Source organism: Methylobacterium sp. 4-46, assembly GCF_000019365.1.
Lineage (GTDB): Bacteria > Pseudomonadota > Alphaproteobacteria > Rhizobiales > Beijerinckiaceae > Methylobacterium.
This window is the reverse complement of the sequence record NC_010511.1, coordinates 1,186,448-1,202,806: the sequence shown is the minus strand read 5'-3', so window position 1 is coordinate 1,202,806 and position 16,359 is coordinate 1,186,448. Positions and strand designations below refer to the sequence as shown.

Annotated in this window: 12 protein-coding genes; 4 read left to right on the top strand and 8 right to left on the bottom strand. The window is 73.0% G+C overall.

What is annotated here, in order from left to right; genetic code table 11:
* Nucleotides 1-38 precede the first annotated feature (38 nt).
* The 6 genes from M446_RS05130 to M446_RS05105 all read right to left on the bottom strand — a co-directional run bounded on the left by M446_RS05130 (nucleotide 39) and on the right by M446_RS05105 (nucleotide 8,848).
* Nucleotides 39-1,574, bottom strand: a complete 1,536-nt coding sequence (locus tag M446_RS05130) for a lipopolysaccharide biosynthesis protein (protein WP_012331024.1) — start codon at nucleotides 1,572-1,574, stop codon at nucleotides 39-41.
* 147 nt (nucleotides 1,575-1,721) lie between these two features.
* Nucleotides 1,722-2,744: a glycoside hydrolase family 5 protein gene (locus M446_RS05125; RefSeq protein WP_012331023.1), complete on the bottom strand. Its 1,023-nt coding sequence runs from the start codon at nucleotides 2,742-2,744 to the stop codon at nucleotides 1,722-1,724.
* Nucleotides 2,734-3,447 carry a sugar transferase gene (locus M446_RS05120; protein WP_018262408.1) on the bottom strand — a complete coding sequence of 238 codons (714 nt, stop codon included), beginning with the start codon at nucleotides 3,445-3,447 and terminating at the stop codon, nucleotides 2,734-2,736. The genes M446_RS05125 and M446_RS05120 overlap by 11 nt, the downstream gene beginning before the upstream one ends.
* Nucleotides 3,448-3,673: 226 nt before the next feature.
* Nucleotides 3,674-5,404 carry a WecB/TagA/CpsF family glycosyltransferase gene (locus M446_RS05115; protein ID WP_050777464.1) on the bottom strand — a complete coding sequence of 577 codons (1,731 nt, stop codon included), beginning with the start codon at nucleotides 5,402-5,404 and terminating at the stop codon, nucleotides 3,674-3,676.
* Between the two features lie 46 nt (nucleotides 5,405-5,450).
* Entirely contained in the window at nucleotides 5,451-6,665 is a 1,215-nt protein-coding gene (locus tag M446_RS05110; protein WP_012331021.1) for a glycosyltransferase family 4 protein, read from the bottom strand.
* Entirely contained in the window at nucleotides 6,662-8,848 is a 2,187-nt protein-coding gene (locus M446_RS05105) for a Wzz/FepE/Etk N-terminal domain-containing protein (RefSeq protein ID WP_012331020.1), read from the bottom strand. The genes M446_RS05110 and M446_RS05105 overlap by 4 nt, the downstream gene beginning before the upstream one ends.
* A gap of 1,153 nt (nucleotides 8,849-10,001) precedes the next feature.
* Here M446_RS05105 and M446_RS05100 point away from each other — a divergent pair.
* The 4 genes from M446_RS05100 to M446_RS05085 all read left to right on the top strand — a co-directional run bounded on the left by M446_RS05100 (nucleotide 10,002) and on the right by M446_RS05085 (nucleotide 15,059).
* Nucleotides 10,002-11,273, top strand: coding sequence for a polysaccharide biosynthesis/export family protein (locus M446_RS05100; protein WP_012331019.1), 1,272 nt, complete (start codon nucleotides 10,002-10,004; stop codon nucleotides 11,271-11,273).
* Nucleotides 11,274-11,354: 81 nt separating this feature from the next.
* A complete protein-coding gene (locus M446_RS05095; RefSeq protein WP_012331018.1) occupies nucleotides 11,355-12,644 on the top strand; it encodes a hypothetical protein in 1,290 nt (429 codons plus the stop codon).
* Nucleotides 12,641-13,780, top strand: a complete 1,140-nt coding sequence (locus M446_RS05090) for a glycosyltransferase (RefSeq protein WP_012331017.1) — start codon at nucleotides 12,641-12,643, stop codon at nucleotides 13,778-13,780. Before M446_RS05095 ends, M446_RS05090 begins: the two co-directional genes overlap by 4 nt.
* Nucleotides 13,781-13,895: 115 nt before the next feature.
* The gene (locus M446_RS05085) at nucleotides 13,896-15,059 is read left to right on the top strand and encodes a sensor histidine kinase (protein ID WP_012331016.1); all 1,164 of its coding nucleotides are present in this window, start codon (nucleotides 13,896-13,898) and stop codon (nucleotides 15,057-15,059) included.
* 277 nt (nucleotides 15,060-15,336) lie between these two features.
* Here M446_RS05085 and M446_RS37990 read toward each other — a convergent pair whose 3' ends face one another.
* Together M446_RS37990 and M446_RS05075 are read right to left on the bottom strand one after the other, a co-directional pair.
* Nucleotides 15,337-15,603, bottom strand: a complete 267-nt coding sequence (locus tag M446_RS37990; RefSeq protein ID WP_018262416.1) for a hypothetical protein — start codon at nucleotides 15,601-15,603, stop codon at nucleotides 15,337-15,339.
* A 290-nt stretch (nucleotides 15,604-15,893) separates the two neighbouring features.
* Nucleotides 15,894-16,331 (bottom strand): hypothetical protein, encoded by a 438-nt coding sequence (locus M446_RS05075; protein WP_012331014.1) that lies wholly within the window; start codon nucleotides 16,329-16,331, stop codon nucleotides 15,894-15,896.
* Nucleotides 16,332-16,359: the final 28 nt, after the last annotated feature.

The window sequence follows — 16,359 nt, the reverse complement described above, 5'->3', positions numbered from 1 at the left end:
GTGCATCCTCCAGGGACGAGGTTGCCGGGGAACGAGGCTCAGGCCGGCGCGATCACGCGCAGGCTCGCGAGGGCGGCCGAGCGCAGCGGGACGGGCAGGTTGCGCAGCGCGTCCCGCACCCGCTGCAGGTCGGCGCGCGGCAGGGGCTTGAGGACGCGCAGGGCGGCCGCGTAGACGAGGGCGCCCGTGAGCACGGCCAGCATCAGCCCGGGCACGCCCGAGGTCACCGTGACGACGATCCGGGCGGCGATCGCGCAGAGCAGGGCCGCCAGGAACATCCGCGCGAGATCGAGCGTGGGCAGCACGCAGCCCAGCGACCGCCGAGCGTACCAGACGATGGCGCCCGTCACGAGGAGCTGGATCGCGGCCCGCGCGCTCGCCGCGCCGAGCAGGCCCGCGGCCGGAACCACCGTGAGGCCGGCGGTGATCGCCAGGACGGCCCCGACGAGCCCCGATCCCAGGATGAAGCTCGTCCGCTCCATCGCGAACAGGTACGAGTACGCGATGGTGGCGATCGTGATCAGGCTCGCGGTCCCGACCAGGATCGTGGCGGCGGTCACCGCCGGCGCGAAGGCGTCGCCGAAGAGCAGGGGAAGCAGGAGCGGCATGACACCCGCCGTCCCCAGGCAGAGCGGGAATACGAACAGCGCGAGGAGACGCACGCTGGCCGGGTAGAGGGCCAGGCGGGTCTCCGCGTGCTCCGCTCCGGAATGTTGCGAGAGGTGCGACAGCAGCGCGCCGGTGAGCAGCAGCGGCCCCTGCATGGCGAGGTTCGACAGCGTCAGGCTCACGGTGAACAGCCCGACCGCGTGGCTGCCGAAGCTCCGCTCGAGGAAGATGACCTCCATCCGCGACCACAGGAACGCCGTGACGAGGTGGCTCGCCCAGGACTCGACGGAGTAGCGGACGACGCGGGCGCGCAGCACCGGCGGAACGGGGCTGCCCTCGCGCGGCAGCCGCAGGACCTGGCGCATGACGACGGCCGATCCGATCACGGCGCCCGCCAGGGCGCCGCCGACGCCGAACGCGACGATTCCGACCGTCGTGGCCGCGATCTGCGCGCCGGCGGCGAGCAGGGCGAGCCGCGCGAGCGCCGCGAAATCCTGCACGCCGCGCAGGTAGCTGGTCACGAAGCTCGCCAGCGACTGGGTGAGGCAGGCCAGCCCCACGAGCAGCCAGAACAGCGGCGAGGCGCGGTAGCTGCCCTGGTGGATCTGCCAGCCGATCCCGTCGGGCTGGGCGGCCGCGAGCGAGGCCGCGTAGGCGAAGAAGCCTCCGGACACGCACAGGGTGACGAGGAGGTAGGGACGCAGGAGCGCGCGCGTCAGGCCGTCCGCATCGGCGAGGCTCGCGCGCGCGCGAAGCTCGGGCAGGAAGCGGGCGAGGCTGCCGGGGATCCCGAGATCCGCCACCATCACGGACATCGTGGCGGCCCAGACCGCGAACCCGATGATCCCGGATCCCTCGACCCCGATGAGGCGCGCCACCAGAATGCTGCTCGCGAAGCCGGCGAACGTGGTCGCCACGCCCGCGACGGCGTTGATCAACGACTTGCGAACCAGTGTGCCTGCCATCCGTATCCCTAAGTCCGTATTCTTGGATCCGTATTCTTGGATCCGTATTCCCGGGTCCGGTGCTCCTGATTCCCGGGTCCGGTGCTCCTGGGGTCCGCGCGGGACCTGGCGACGCGCCCGCGGCCGCGCCTCCCGCGGGCCGGGCGGTCACATGAAGTGCCTCAGCAGGGCCATCTGCGGCTTGTCGCCCTCTTTGCCGGGCTCGATGCTGAACGCGTAATCGCCCCACCACGGTCCGCCGGCCCAGTAGGCGTAGGCCTGCCAGACATCCGTGTGGGCGGCCACGAAGGAGAGGAGCGCCCGCGCCTCGGCCTCGCCCGCGGGCAGGGCGAAGCCGAACTCGCCCAGGAAGGCCTTGGCGCCGCGCCGCCGGGCCCAGTCCGTGAAGGCAGCGAGCCGGGTCGCGCCGGCGCCCGGGGCGTAATCCTGCGGGTTCGAGCCCGAATTGTCCCGGTCGAGGTACTGGTGGACCTCGAAGAGGAAGTGCGGGTCCTGGAAATCCTCGAAGGCCGCGGCGTTGCCGTCCGACACCCAGGAATGGGCGCCGCTCCAGCCGGCGCCGGGGACCATCAGGAGCTGCCGCGAGCCGCCGTCGCGGATGGCCTTGACGAGGGCGTCGACGACCGGGCGCCAGGCGGGCGGCGCGAAGGCCACCGGCTCGTTCATGAGGCCGTAGGCCACCGACGGCTCGTCCCGGAACCGCGCGGCGAGCCGCGACCAGAGATTGGTGAGGTCCCGCGCCTCGATCGGCTTTCCGTCGCGCTTGCCGAAATTGTGCGCGTCGAGGACCACCAGGAGCCCGGCGGCCTTGGCCGCGCGCACGCAGCGCGCGAGTTCGTCCGCGTCCCGGACCGAGAGGGCGCCGAGGGGCTCCGGCTGCACCCGCTCGATCTTGAACGGGATCCGCACGAGCTTCATGCCGCGCCCGGCGTAGTAGGCGAAACTCTCGTTCGGCGGGTAGATGTAGCCCTGGCCGAGGGGGCGGCCGATGTCGCCGAACTCCCCGCCCGACAGGTTGACGCCGGGGTAGCGGACCGCCCCGCCGGCCCGCGCCGGGCCCGCCCCCGTCCCGGCCGCCGCGGCGACGCCGCCGGCGAGGGCGGCCAGGAAGGCGCCGCGGGTGATCGCGGCGGGAAGCGGCCGCGCCCGCCTCGTCGCCTCAGAGGGCATTGGGATCCCTCACGAGCGCGATCGGCGTGCGCAGCATGATCGCGAAGTCGAGGAGCAGGGACCAGCGCCGGATATAGGCCCGGTCGTGGGCGATGCGCCGGGCGATCTTGTCGTGGGTGTCGGTCGGGCCGCGGTAGCCGCTGATCTGGGCCAGGCCGGTGAGGCCCGGGCGCACCAGGAAACGGTCCTCGTAGTGCGAGACGACCGGCGCGTAGGCGTCGTCCATGGCGACGGCGTGCGGCCGCGGCCCGACGAGCGACATGTCGCCGACGAGCACGTTGATGAGCTGGGGCGCCTCGTCGAGGCTGGAGCGCCGCAGGAAGCGCCCGATCCGCGTCACCCGAGCGTCGTTCGCGGCGGCCTGCCGGAAGGCTCCGCTCGCTTCGAGCACCGTCATGGTGCGGAACTTGAAGATCAGGAACGGCCGCCGCTGCACGCCGTAGCGGCGCTGGCGGAAGAAGACCGGGCCGGGCGTCTCCGCCTTGATCAGGATGGCCACGGCGACGAAGACCGGCAGGAGGAACACCAGCGCGGCGAGCGCGACGGCGATGTCGGTCGCGCGCTTGGCCAGCGCCACGTTGATGAGGCCGGCGCGCCGGCAGAGGGGCCGGGCCGGGTCGATCGCGCGCCGTGGGAGCCCCGCGGCACCGTCCTCGAGGCGCTGCTCCCGATATTGGAACTCGACTGCAATCCCCCTTGGCATTGATCGTCTCTCCTCGTGGCGCGGCGGACGGCGCGTCCAGGCGCCTTGGGGCGCCTGCGGCGCGGTGCTGCGCACCGGCTTCTGGGTTGATGCGGGAGGTGTGGCGTTCCGGAGCGGCATCGGTCTCGCCGGGCGATCGGTCAGCGGCCGTGGACTTCGGGGCGGAGCGGCGCGGCCGGGCGGGCGGACCGCTCCGGCGGCGCGAGCGCGCCTCGCGTGGCGGGGCTCATCGATGGCGTTCCACCTCGATGGCGCGTGAGGGGGGCAGGGTGCGGTCCGACCGGGCGAAGTCGGCGGCGGCGATCCAGAGGAAGCGCCAGGAGGCGACGAAGTAGCGGTGGAACAGCCGACGCGGCTCCTGGGCCACGCGCCACGCCCATTCGAGGCCGGTCCGCTGGAGGACGACCGGGGCGCGCCGCTTGGTCCCGCTGTAGAAGTCGAGGCCGGCGCCGACGTTGAGCACGTAGCAGTCGCCGAGGGCGCCGCGGTAGCGGTGGCTCCAGATCTCGCATTTCGGCGAGCCGAGGCCGAGGAACAGGTGGGTGGCGCGGTGGGCCCGGATCGCCCCCGCGAGGGCGTCCGAATAGGCCGCGTCGGTCTCGAAACCGAAGGGCGGCACCCGGAAGGCGAGCTGCTCGCGCGAGAAGCCGCGGGCGAGGAGCAGGGCCTCGATCCGCGCGGCGGTCTCCTCCGAGGAGGCCACGAAGAAGCAGCGGTGCCGGGCCGGGGAGAGCATCGTCATCAGCCGCGCGAACAGGTCCGCGCCGGTGAGCCGGCCGGGCAGCTTCGCCCCGCGCAGCCTCGCGTAGAGGTAGACCGGCATCCCGTCGGCGGTGACGATCCAGGCGCGGCGATAGGCTTCCCGGAAGACGGTGTTGCGCGAGAGCTGGACGATGTGGTCGAGGTTGGCGGTGGCGACGATCCGCGGGCCCGCGCCGGCCGGAACCAGCGGGCCGGCCAGCTGCCGGGCGAGTTGCCCGTCGTCGAGCGGCGCGAAGGAGAGGCCGAAGGGCCTGGGCTGCGCGCCCGGCTCCCGCGCGGCGGCCCCGCGCGGCGGGGCCGCCGCGCGGGCGCGGGCCGGGGCGGCGTAGCCCCGCAGGGTGCCGAGCGCCCAGGCGAAGCGGTGGCGCGCGTCGTCCCGGCGGCCGCCGAGGAGGAGGAGCGCCCCGCGCCCGAAGGCCCGCAGCACGCGGTTGCCGACGTAGCCGGGTCCGAAACCGTGCAGGCGCAGCACCCGCCCGAAGCCCGGCGCGTAGCGGGCGGCCCGCGCGGCCGCGGCGGCCGGATTCGCCTCGGGCTGGTCGTGGCGGACGACCAGGCCGGGCTCGAAGCGGCAGGACGCGCCGAGAGCGAGGGCGCGCAGGATGAAGTCCGTCTCCTCGCCGGACTGGAACGGCGTCGCGGCGCCCACTCCCAGCGTCTCGTCGAATCCGCCGACGCGCTTGGCGAGGCCCCGACGCACGAACAGGCCGTTGGAATTGCCCGCCAGGAAGACGGTGTCGCGCGCGATCTCGGCCGGGACCGGCAGATGCGCGCTGACGGATTCGGCGCCCCCGGCATCGACCGTGCGCCCGCAGATCAGGCCCGGGCTTCCCGGGACGGAGAACAGGTCGGCGACCCGCGCGACGACCTCGGGGTCGTACCAGCAATCGTCGTCCGGAAAGCCCACCACGCTGCCGCGGGCGCAGGCCAGGCCGAGGTTGCGGGCCCGCGACAGGCCCCGCGCATCGGCGAGGTCGACGAGGTGCACGAGGGGCAGGTCGCGGAAGCGGGTGAGCAGGGCGCTGAGCGTGCCGGCCGGGTTCTGGTCGACGAGGAGGATCTCGAGGGGCCGGCGCGTCTGGCGGCGCAGGGAGGCGAGCAGCCTCTCCAGGGGTTCCAGCCGGCCCACCGTGCAGACGACGAGCGACACGGTCAGGTCCGTCTCGTCGCCCTTCTGGGCAATCGGATCAGTCAAGGCTCGTTCCTCTCGGGGCAGCAGGGTCGGGGCGCGGGCGTCCCGATCAGGCGGCTTGCGCGGGGCGGGCGAGGGAGGCGAGCGCCTCCTCGTAGCCGTGGCGGCGCAGGTAGGTGACGAAGGCGCTCCGCAGGGCCCGGGCCTTGGCCCGCGCCGCCTCGGGCTCGCCCCGCACCTGTCGCAGCTGGTGGGCCGCGTGGGCGATGTCCGGCTCGGCCCAGCGCGCCGCGCCGACCCCCGCATAGGCGGGATGCGGGTCGCTGAACGGCACCAGGGCGTAGTCGACCGGGTAGGACAGGGCCGGGTCGCAGAAATCGGTGTTGCCCGACCAGTGGGTGGCCACGACCGGCACGCGGGCGAGGATCGCCTCCGCGAGGGTCAGGCCGAAGCCCTCCGAGCGGTGGAGCGACAGGTAGGCGTCCGCCGAGGCCAGGAAGGCCTGCAGGCGCGGGCGCTCCCAGACCTCGTCGATCAGGCGGACGTTCGGCGCCCCCGCCATCTCGGCCAGGATCTGGGCGCGCTCGCGGGGGTAGCGGGCCCCGTCGCTGACCTTCAGCACCAGCTCGGCCCCCGGATCCTCGCCGAAGGCGGCCCGGAAGGCGCGCACCAGCGCGGTCGGGTTCTTGCGCGCGTAGGACGAGCCGAAATTGAAGATGCTCGCCACCCGGAAGCGGTCCCCCGGCGGCGGCGCGGCGGCCTCCCGCACCGGGACGGCGGCGTCGACCGGATGCGGCACCACGATCACCGGCTTGTCGGTGTGGGCCCGCAGGGCGGCCTGGCAGAAACGGCTCGGCACCAGGATGGCGTCGACGAACCGGATCGCCGCGATCCACTCGGCCGGCAGGGTCTCCAGCTCCCAGGCCCAGTAGGCGATGCTGTAGGTGCCGGCGTGCCGGCGCAGGCCCGTCCGCACCACGCTCGGGAGGAGCATGGGCGGGTTGAGATGGTAGATGGCGAGGTCCTCTTGCGGGTCGGACTCGCCCGCCGGGTAGGCGATGCCGTCGTTGCTGTCGAACAGGCCCGCGACGTCGGCCGTCGAGAGCCGGTAGCCGGCCCCGGCCAGGCTGCCGAGGCAGAGCCGCGCCGATTCCCCGAGCCCGGAGGACGAGGACAGCAGGCCCACGACCCGCACCCGCGCGGCGGCCTCCGGAAAGGCGTGGCGAGCGACCGGCATCAGCCGCGGCAGCAGGTGGCGCCGGACCGCGCGGGCCACCGGCCGCACGGCCCGCCGCGCCGTGCGCAGGACGGGATGGGCGCTCATCGGGCGATCTCCAGCATGCCGGACCGCGGGGCCCGCCGCGCCCGCAGCGGGCCGACCGCGACCCTGGAGCGGTTGAGGACCACGCCCACGGACCGGTCGGCGATGCCCGGGCAGGTGGCGAAGACCCGCTCGACCGCATCGAGGCTGGTGCGGCCGGAGGCCAGCGTGAGGATGAAGCCGTCGATGACCTCGGCGATCGCCCTCGCGTCGACCGCGCAGAGGACCGCCGGGACGTCGATCACCACGTAGTCGTAGCGCCCGCGCGCCTCGGTCAGCAGGCGCCGCAGCCCGACCGAGGCCAGGATCTCGACCGGGTGGGCGGGCGGCGCGCCGACGCTCCCGGGCAGGAGGTCGAAGCCGAGCGGGGTTGGCACCACGCAGCGGGCGAGCGGGTGCTGCCGGCCCACCGCCTCGTCGAGGCCGATCGCCCCCTCGCCCGCGAATTGCGCCGAGAGGCCGCCGCCGTGCAGGTCGGCGTCGATCAGGAGCACGCGGGCCCGCATCTCGGCCGCCAGGGCCGCGAAATTGGCCGCCACCGTCGATTTCCCGTCGCGGTCGCAGGGAGAGACGACCCCGACCACCCGGCAGCTCTCGCGGCCGAGGGCGTGGTCGACGGCGATCTTGGCCGCGCGCAGGGTCTCGAGCGCCGCGGGCGAGGCGTCCGGGCCTGCGATGAGCAGCGGGATCCCGGCGGAAGGCCGCGCCCGTCGGCCCGGCAGAGGCAGGCGGCGCCCCTCGGTGGGCGGCAGGGGACCGAGGAAGGGCTGACCGAGGCCGGCGATCTGCGTCGGCCAGCGGATGCGCCGGTCGAACATCTCCCGCAGGAAGGCCGCCGCGATGCCCGCGGCGAGCCCGCCGGCGCTGGCCAGGAGCAGGACCAGGGTCGTCCGGGGCGAGGACTTGGCGAGCGGCGGCACCGCCGCACTCACCAGCCGCGCCTCCGTGACCGGCAGCGCCTGCTGCTGCAGGAAGGAGCTGACGCGCGAGACCCGGTTCTGCAGCGCCTCGTAGGTGGAGCGGGCGGCCTCGGCCGCGCGGGCGAGCTGCTGCTCGCGGCCGTTCGGGCCGGGATCCGTGCCCGCCGCGAGGTCGCCGAGGCGCCGCGCCAGCAGCCCGTCGCGGCGCTGGGCGAGCCCGATCGCGGCCTGGCGGTCGTCCACGAGCCGGCGCAGCCGCGCGCGCAGGGCCTCGGCCTCGGCCGGGCTCGGCCCCGGGCCGGCCATCGCCGCCGCGAGGTGCGAGACCTCGGGGTCGTCGACCTCGTCGAGGCGCTTGCGGGTGGCGGCGGCGGTGTCCCCGCCCTCCAGGGCGGCCAGCATCGCCTGGGCGGCGGCGAGGCCCGCGCGGCCCCGCTCCAGGCTCTCGGCCGCGGCGCGCCGCATCGCCTCGATCGAGGCGCGCTCCCAGGCGATGTCCGCCGCGCTCACGGGCTCGGCCCCGGGGCTCGACGCGCCGGCATGGGCCCGGAACTCCTTGAGGGCGCGCTCGGCCGCCTCGGCCTCGTCCCGCACTTCCTTCAGGCGCCGCTGCATCCAGTCGGTGGTGCGCTGGCTCGATTCCATCCGGCTGCTGAGCTGGTCCTGGATGTAGGCCTCCGCCACGGCGTTGGCGATCGCGGCCGACTTCTTCGGGTCCCGCGTGGTCGCGTTGATCTCGGCGAGGAAGCTGCGGCCGGTGCGGGTGATCTTGAGCGTGCGCTCGAGCGTCCCCGCCGCGACCTGGCGCAGGTCGGGCGGCTCCGCGGATCCGCTGCTGGCCTCCACCAGGGACAGGAGCCGGCCCTTGAGCGCGTCGAGGAGCGAGGGACCGCTGCCGACGAATTCGGGGTCGCCCTGGAGGCCGAGCTTGTCGACCACGTCGGTCGCGATCTTCCGGGACTTGAGGATCTCGATCTGGCTGTCCACCACGGCCGGATCGATGGTCGGCTCGGCGCTGACCTGGGCGGGGGAGGGGGGCGTCAGCTTGGTGTCGAGCACCAGGATGCCGGTCGCCATGAACAGCGGCGTCGCGGTCGCCAGGTAGGCGAGCGCGGCGGTGAGGCAGGCCACGAACACGCAAGCCGCCAGGATGCGGCGCCGGCGCAGAACGTCCAGGATCGCCGCCACGTCCCAGCGCTCATCGCGCTCCAGCCGGGGTGAGGCCGAGTCGACGTGCAGACGCAGCTGGTTCGGCTTGATGTTCATGGCCACCCTTGCGCGCTCGGTACTCGCAGGACGCGGCCGACCGGCCCTGCACAACAGCGGGAATTTTGCCGGCGATACGGCGTATCGGGCTGAAGCCCTGCGCAACTCGGCGGCTGATCTGCGCCGACTTGCTGGCGAGGTGTCGATTCGAGCAGATCTGCTTGGCGTACAGGTCGCAATGCCGGCCGCTTGCTGCCTCGAAAGGGTTAACACCGGTCGAACGGGTTTCACAACCCGCCGCGCCGGATTGGCAAAGCGTTGCCGTTCCGAATGCACGTTCCAGGCGAGCCGGCGGATTTTTTCCGGGAACCAAACGCCGTCTCGGTGCATGGCGAAGCGGCCCGGCCCGGCCGTTGGGGTTTTTGTTGCAACGCGAGAGGGTTCCCGGCCAGGGCGTTCGGGAGGTTGTGCGGCCCGTATCGGGCGGACAGTCCAGCCGGGACCCGGATCGACCCTCTCGTTGCCGGTTAAGACATGCTCAAAACGATGACCAGGGTTGTGATTTCAGCATGACGGGAGCGGCCGAAGGCGGCGCTCGGTGCGGCCGACCCGCCGGGCCGGTCGCACCGCCCCGGATCCGGGACGATTGGATTCGCAAGCCTTATCAGAGGGCGAAGCGGGCCCCGCCTTGCCCCACGGGGCGCAGCCTCGCGGCCTCTTTGCATTTTTCGCATGTCTGCTCTGCTTTGCAAGCATAATGCGCGCCGATGTCGGTGGCGGCGACCCGACATTTCGTGGAACAGGCCCGTTTCTTGCATTCTCTGAGAAGTACGGGTGCTGTCTCGCATAGGCGAAAGGCCGGGCCGCCGCATCCTCGGTGCTGCGTCTTCTTGAACTGGTCCAGCGGGGGCAGGGGAAGCCGCATACCTCTTGTGTCGCGCGGCATTTCTTGGAACGGTTCGGGGGGAAAGGGACTTCTAGCCCCGGTTCGCGGCGGGGGATGGCTTCGCCGTCTCTCGCCCTTCGGTTGTGCACTGCACAATCGAAGTTGTGACAGCCGCCGCGTCCGGTCGCTCCCCGCGGGCCGCCCGGACCCGTCCAGCATCAGGGTCGCCCGACGCGGGACCCGTCCGAACGAGGGATCCGGAATGCGACGAGGCCGGTCGCACGACCGCAGGAAGCCCGCCACGCGCCGCGAAAGGGAGTACCCCGCATGGTGAACCAGGCCCCGCGCCGCCCGTCCCGCACGAGGGCGGGCCTCGTCCTGGGGGCGGTCCTCGCCCTCGCGGCGCATCCCGCCGCGGCGGCCTACCTGATCGCGCCGGGCGACACGCTCACGATCGAGGCGGTCGCGGTGCCCGAACTGAAGGCCAAGAGCGTCGTCAACGGCGACGGCGAGGTCACGGTGCCGCTGGTCGGCCAGGTCCCGGTCGCCGGGCTGAGCCTCGCCGAGGCGCGGGCGAAGATCCAGTCGCTCCTGCCGTCGAAGGAGATCCGCCGCCGCACCGACGACGGCCGGGAATTTCCGCTGATCCTCTCGGCCTCCGAGATCAACGTCGCGATCCTGGAATATCGACCGGTCTACCTGAACGGCGACGTGGCCAAGCCGGGCGAGCAGCCCTACCGGCCGGGCATGACCGTGCGCCAGACCGTGGCGCTGGCCGGGGGCTTCGACATCCTCCGCTTCAAGATGGACAACCCGTTCCTGCAGCTGTCGGACCTGCGCGACGCCTACAACACGGCCTGGATCGACTACGCCAAGGAGCAGCAGCGGCTCTCGCGCCTGCGGGCCGAGCTCGACGGCAAGGGGGAGCTCGACCGCAAGGCGGTGATCGAGACGCCCGTCGCGCCCTCCGTGGCGAAGGAGCTCTCGGAGGGCGAGCGCGCGATCCTGACGACGCGCAACGAGGACATCGTCAAGGAGAAGCGCTACCTGACCGAGGCCGCCGCCAAGGAGAACGAGCGGGCCTCGGTGCTCAGCGAGCAGGAGCGGCGCGAGAAGGAAGGCGTCCAGTCGGACACTGACGATCTCAAGCGCTACCAGGAATTGTTCGATCGCGGCAACGTGCCGATGCCGCGCCTCGTCGAGGCGCGCCGCACGGTCCTGCTCTCGGCCACCCGCGCCCTCCAGACCATGGCGGTCCTCGCCTCGGTCGAGCGCGAGAAGGGCGATCTCGGCCGCAAGCTCCAGCGGGTCGACGACACCCGGCGCCTCGAGGTGCTGCGCGAGATCCAGGACTCGACCGCCAAGCTGGCGGCGATCCGCAGCCGGCTCCAGGCGGTCAGCGAGAAGCTGCGCTACACCGGAATGGTCAAGTCCCAGCTGGTGCGCGGCTTCGACAGCCAGCCGCAGATCTCGATCTTCCGCAGGTCCGGCGGCAAGACGGCCCGGATCCCGGCGGATCACGACACCGAGCTGCAGCCCGGCGACGTGGTCGAGGTCGCCTTGCAGGCCGAGGAGCCGCCCGAGGTGCCGACCCGCTGACGCGGGTGCCGACCCGCTGACCGCGGGTGCCGGCCCGCCGACGCGCGGGTCCCTCGCCGCCCCACCCGCCGGAGCCCCGCCATGCCGCCCGTCCCGACCCACGCGGTCGCGCTGCCCTCCTTCCTCAGGCCCGTCCCGGCCCCGGCGGCGGCGCGGGGCGCCGTGCTGGAGCACGTCCCCTTCGGGATCCTCGCCGGGGGGATGCTGTTCAACGCCGCGCTCGCCTACGTGAACGGCAACGTCACCGGGCTCTCGCCCGGCATCGTCATCGGGGCCGAGATCGTGCTGATCGGCGCCGCCCTGCTCGTCGCCTTGGCGCATTACCGGCCGAGCATGACGCTCTCGGTCGCGCTGATCGCCTGGCTCTTCGTGTTCATGACGCTGCGGGCGGTGGCCGTCGATCCGGCCACGAGCGTGAAGTACTTCCGCGACATCCTGATCGCGCCGGTCTTCATGATGCTCGGCCTGTGCACGCGCACGCGCTACCTGAACCGCTACCTCCTCGCCATCCACAGCGTCGTGTTCGTCTTCGGGGTGATCGAGGCCTTCAACGTCGAAGCCTACTCGGCGCTGTTCCGGGTGAAGGACTACTTCATCGCGACCCGCGGGCTGACCGAGGAGAATTTCTGGAACACGGATTCCGACCTGTTCGTGAGCGCGACCCGGCCCGATGCGCGCTTCCTCAGCATCGCCGACCAGATCATGGACGCGCACCGGGTCTCGTCGGTCTTCCTCGAGCCGGTCTCGCTCGGCGCCTATTGCGTGATCATCGCGGCCTACATCTTCTCGCGCTGGGAGCGGTTGAGCCCATCCTGCCGCACCTACCTCCTGGCGACGAACTTCTTCCTGATGGTGGCCTGCGACGGGCGCCTCGCCCTGGTCTCGTTCTTCGCGATCCTGCTGGTGAGCGTGGTGTGGCGGTTCCTGCCGCGGGTGGTGCCTCTCCTCTACCTGCCGGGCGCGCTGGTCGCCTCCTTCCTGTTCGTCGGCGTGACCGGGATCGCGGGCGGCAGCGACGACTTCCCGGGTCGCGTCGCCTGGACGGTCGACCTCCTGCACGTCTACGACGTGCCCGAGTTCCTCGGCCTCTCGGACAAGCTGATCTACAAGGCGGTCGACAGCGGCGTCAGCTACATCATCACGACGCAGTCGCTCCTCGGCCTCGCCCTGTTCTGGCTCTACTGCACCTTCTCGACCGCCTACCGGAACCGGGCACAGATCCGCTACGCGCACGCGCTCTGCCTCTACGTGGCCTTCAACTCACTGGTGAGCTACGGCTTCCTCAGCATCAAGACCGCCTCCCTGCTGTGGATGCTCAAGGGCATGCTGGAGAGCGAGGGCGAGGCGGAGAGCGGCGGGATGCGCCCATGAGCGGCCCGACCCTGCCGCTCGGCCCCCGCCCCACCCTCGTCGTCGACCGCACCCATCTGAGCCGGCGCGCCTCGGGGATCGAGCGGATCACCCGCGAGCTGTTCAGCGAGGAGGCCCTGGCACCCTTGCCGGTGACCGGCTGGACCTCGCGGGGGAGCCGGCCCGCGATGATCTGGGAGCAGATGCTGCGGATGCCGGCCGCCGCCCTGGCCCATCCGCGCAGCCTGTGGCTGTTCTCCGGCTACCCGCCCTCGCCGGTCTTCGCGGCGCTGCCGGAGCGCAGCGTGCTCTACGTCAACGACCTGTTCCTGCTCACGCGGCGCCACGAGCTCAACCGGGCCGCGCGGCTCTACATGGTGCCGCCCTTCCGGCTTGCGCTGCGACGGCTCCGCAACTTCCTGGTCCTTTCGGAGACGACGGGCGCGACCCTGCGGCCCTGGATCCGGCCGGACGCGACCGTGCTGCTCTACCGCCCGCCGATCCGCAACGTCTTCTCCCTCTCGGACGCGCTCCCGGAGGAGGCCGGGGCGGGGGACCGGGAGGACCCGAACCGGCCGCTCGTGGTCGGCGCCATGGGCACGATCGAGCCGCGCAAGAACTACTCCGGCGCCGCCGCCCTCTGCGCGGCCCTCTCGCGCCGGCTCGGCCGCCCGGTCGAGCTGCGGATCATCGGCCGGCCGGGCTGGGGCGGCGAGGCCGAGACGCTGGCGCGCCTGCCCCATGTCAGGCCGCTCGGCTTCCTCGACGACGACGAGGCGCGCCGGGCAATCGGCGCCTTCGACCTGTTCCTGATGAGTTCGCACGACGAGGGGCTGGGGCTGCCGCTGCTCGAGATGCAGTTCGCCGGGCTCCTGGTGGTGGCGCCGGACAAGCCGGTCTTCCACGAGGTGCTCGGAGCCTCGGGGCTGCGGGTTCCGATCGGCGATCCGGAGGCGGCGGCGGCGGCCGTGGCCGCGGCCCTGGCCCGTCCGGACTGGCGGCGCGCGGCGCGCGAGGCGGCCCGGCACAACCTCGCGCGCTGGAACCGGCAGGCGGCGGGAGACCGGGAGGCCGTGGTGGACTTCCTCGGGCGCCGGCTCGCGGCGCTCGCGGGGGGCCGAGGCGGGGAGGCGGACGCCCGCGATCCCGCCCGCTGAGCCGGAATCGGCCGTGCGGGGGCCGCCGAGCACGCCGCGCGGATCCGGTTTCTCCCCCGCCTCGACTTGAGGTAGGGAGCCTCCGGTGCGGTTCTCAGCCCGGCCGGTGTGACCTTTGAGCAGTGACGAGCCCGAAGCGGGGGATCCGGCGAAGCGGGCACCCGAGGCCCCGGATCGGCGAGAGCCGCCGCCGGCGGATCACGGCCCGAGCCTGGAGCAGCGCCTGGCGCGGGCCACGGCGCGCGCCGCGCGCCAGGAGGAGCTGTTTCACGAGCTCATCGAGCGCTGCCCCTTCGGGATCTACATCGTCGACGCGGATTTCACGATCGCCTCGATGAACCACCGTTCGCAGGACGGCGCCTTCCGCAACGTGCGCCCGCTGATCGGCCGCCCCTTCGCCGAGGCCATGCGGATCCTCTGGCCGGAGGAGGTGGCGCAGGAGATCATCGGCCATTTCCGGGACACGCTCGACACCGGCGTTCCCTTCTACTCGCGCGCCTTCTACCGGCCCCGCCAGGACGTGCCGGGCACCGAAGGCTACGAGTGGGAGCTGCAGCGGACGCGGTTGCCCGACGGCCGGTTCGGCGTGATCTGCTACTACTACGATTCAACCGAGCTGCGCCGGGCCCAGCAGCAGATCGCGGACGACCAGAGGCGGCTTCGGCTGATGGTCGAGGAGCTCAACCACCGCGTCAAGAACACCCTGGCGATCGTTCAGTCGCTCGCCCTGCAGACCTTCCGGGAAGTGGAGGGGGCCGGCGCCGCCCGATCGGCGTTCGAGGGCCGCCTGCAAGCCCTGTCGCACGCTCACGACGTGCTGACGCGCGTGCATTGGAGGGCCGCCGACCTCGGCGAGATCGTCGCGACCGCGGCGACGGCGTGCGGCGTCGAGGGCCGCGTCTCGGCGAGCGGCCCGCCGGTGGCCCTGCAGCCGCGCACCGCCGTTACCATGGCGATGGCCCTGCACGAGCTGGTCACGAACGCCATCAAGTACGGCGCGCTCGCGCGCGACGGGGGCGAGATCCTGGTCGCCTGGAGCGTGACCGAGGATCCGCCCCGGCGGCTGCTCTGGCGCTGGGAGGAGCGCGGCGGTCCGCCGGTTCACCCGCCCGCGCGCCGGGGATTCGGCACGCGCATGCTGGAGAGGGCCCTCGCCGGTGAGCTCAACGGTCGGGTGCGGATGGACTTCCGCCCCGAGGGCCTCGTCTGCACCATCGACACGCCGCTCGGCGGCGAGCTGCTGCCCGCGGGCCCGGGCCCGGACGCTGCGCCGCTCTGAGCATCCGGTCGCCGGCTGCCCGGACTCCGCCGTCTCCGCCCCGGTCGGGCAGGCCCGAACGGGTCCGGAAGCGGAGCCGTGACCGCGGACAGGCGCTGCCGGACCGATCACGGGGACTCCGTCCGACGCCCATCCCGCGCCCGTCGGAGCAGGACGCCGGGAGCCGGGATCGTGCGCGAGCGCGGCGCCTGAGCGACGCCGACATCCGCATGGCCGAAATCGGAGATGGCGAAGCCATCAACCGGATGGCGTATGAACCGATCGGGCGGACGTCGGATCAGTGCAGGCCGGGGGGCTCGTCCGCCGAGCCGTGCGGGGAGACGAGGGTCTTCTGCGCCGGGTTGGCCTTGAGCAGGGCGGCCCGCGCGCCCTCCAGAACCTGTCCGGCGATCACGTAGCTGGTCTGCAGCACGAGGACCGGCAGGCAGGCCAGGCCGAGCGCGGTCGGGAGCGGCTCGCCCCAGGCCACGAGGCCGATCGCGGCCCCGAGGAACAGCAGCACGCTCGCCAGGAGCATCGGCAACCACGGGCAGAACCGCGCCATGACGGCCCCGATCGCCGCGACACCTGCCAGAGATACCACCATAATCATCGCGAAAACCACGCGGCGAAGCGGCCCGCAGCGCGCCGGTCTCGCCCTGTACGGGTATTATTCAGGCCTAGCACGCGGCCGTCCCTCCGGCAACGGCTTTCAGAATGGCTGAATTGTGGCCATCATCCAGTTCAGAACACAGCTCTACCACAGTCAAGGGCGTTGTGCGGAAGCGCTGAAATCCAGCCTATGCTTCCATTCACGCTGCGTGGGCAGGACCGAACCGGTGATGCAGTGTTGCATCAGCGGCCGTCGATCTCGCGCGAGAGGGCCGAGATGCGGTCGCAGGCGGCTTGGCCGAGCCGGTGCGCGGCCGCCGCGGCCCGCTCGTCCCCGGCTGCCCGGGCGCGCGCGGCCCGGGCCTCCGCCCAGGCGAGGCGGCGCATCTCGCGGTCGAGGCGGGGCAGGTCGCGGACCGCGAAGGTCCGCAGCGCCGCCTCGGCGGCGTAGACCTCCGCCGGGACCGGGATCCCGAAGCGGCGCGCCGCCTCCTCGTGCAGCGCCACCCAGCGCGCGGTGAGGGCCGCGAGGGCGGCCCCGTCCCCCGCCTCCCGCGCCCGCCCGATCGCCCCGGCGAGCCGGCGCAGCCGCCACGAGGCGGCGAGGAGCCGGGCGAGACCAAGGGGCGACAGGCCGGGCCGCACGGCCTGCCAGAAGTGCTGGGGAAGGGAGACGGGCATCGCGGGGTCGAGTTCGGCCGGGCGCGGA

What these genes read in the sequence shown, in the direction of transcription:
- M446_RS05130 (WP_012331024.1), bottom strand. Translation starts at nt 1,574, where the DNA reads ATGGCAGGCACACTGGTTCGCAAGTCGTTGATCAACGCCGTCGCGGGC.
- M446_RS05125 (WP_012331023.1), bottom strand. Translation starts at nt 2,744, where the DNA reads ATGCCCTCTGAGGCGACGAGGCGGGCGCGGCCGCTTCCCGCCGCGATC.
- M446_RS05120 (WP_018262408.1), bottom strand. Translation starts at nt 3,447, where the DNA reads ATGCCAAGGGGGATTGCAGTCGAGTTCCAATATCGGGAGCAGCGCCTC.
- M446_RS05110 (WP_012331021.1), bottom strand. Translation starts at nt 6,665, where the DNA reads ATGAGCGCCCATCCCGTCCTGCGCACGGCGCGGCGGGCCGTGCGGCCG.
- M446_RS05105 (WP_012331020.1), bottom strand. Translation starts at nt 8,848, where the DNA reads ATGAACATCAAGCCGAACCAGCTGCGTCTGCACGTCGACTCGGCCTCA.
- M446_RS05100 (WP_012331019.1), top strand. Translation starts at nt 10,002, where the DNA reads ATGGTGAACCAGGCCCCGCGCCGCCCGTCCCGCACGAGGGCGGGCCTC.
- M446_RS05095 (WP_012331018.1), top strand. Translation starts at nt 11,355, where the DNA reads ATGCCGCCCGTCCCGACCCACGCGGTCGCGCTGCCCTCCTTCCTCAGG.
- M446_RS05090 (WP_012331017.1), top strand. Translation starts at nt 12,641, where the DNA reads ATGAGCGGCCCGACCCTGCCGCTCGGCCCCCGCCCCACCCTCGTCGTC.
- M446_RS37990 (WP_018262416.1), bottom strand. Translation starts at nt 15,603, where the DNA reads ATGGCGCGGTTCTGCCCGTGGTTGCCGATGCTCCTGGCGAGCGTGCTG.
- M446_RS05075 (WP_012331014.1), bottom strand. Translation starts at nt 16,331, where the DNA reads ATGCCCGTCTCCCTTCCCCAGCACTTCTGGCAGGCCGTGCGGCCCGGC.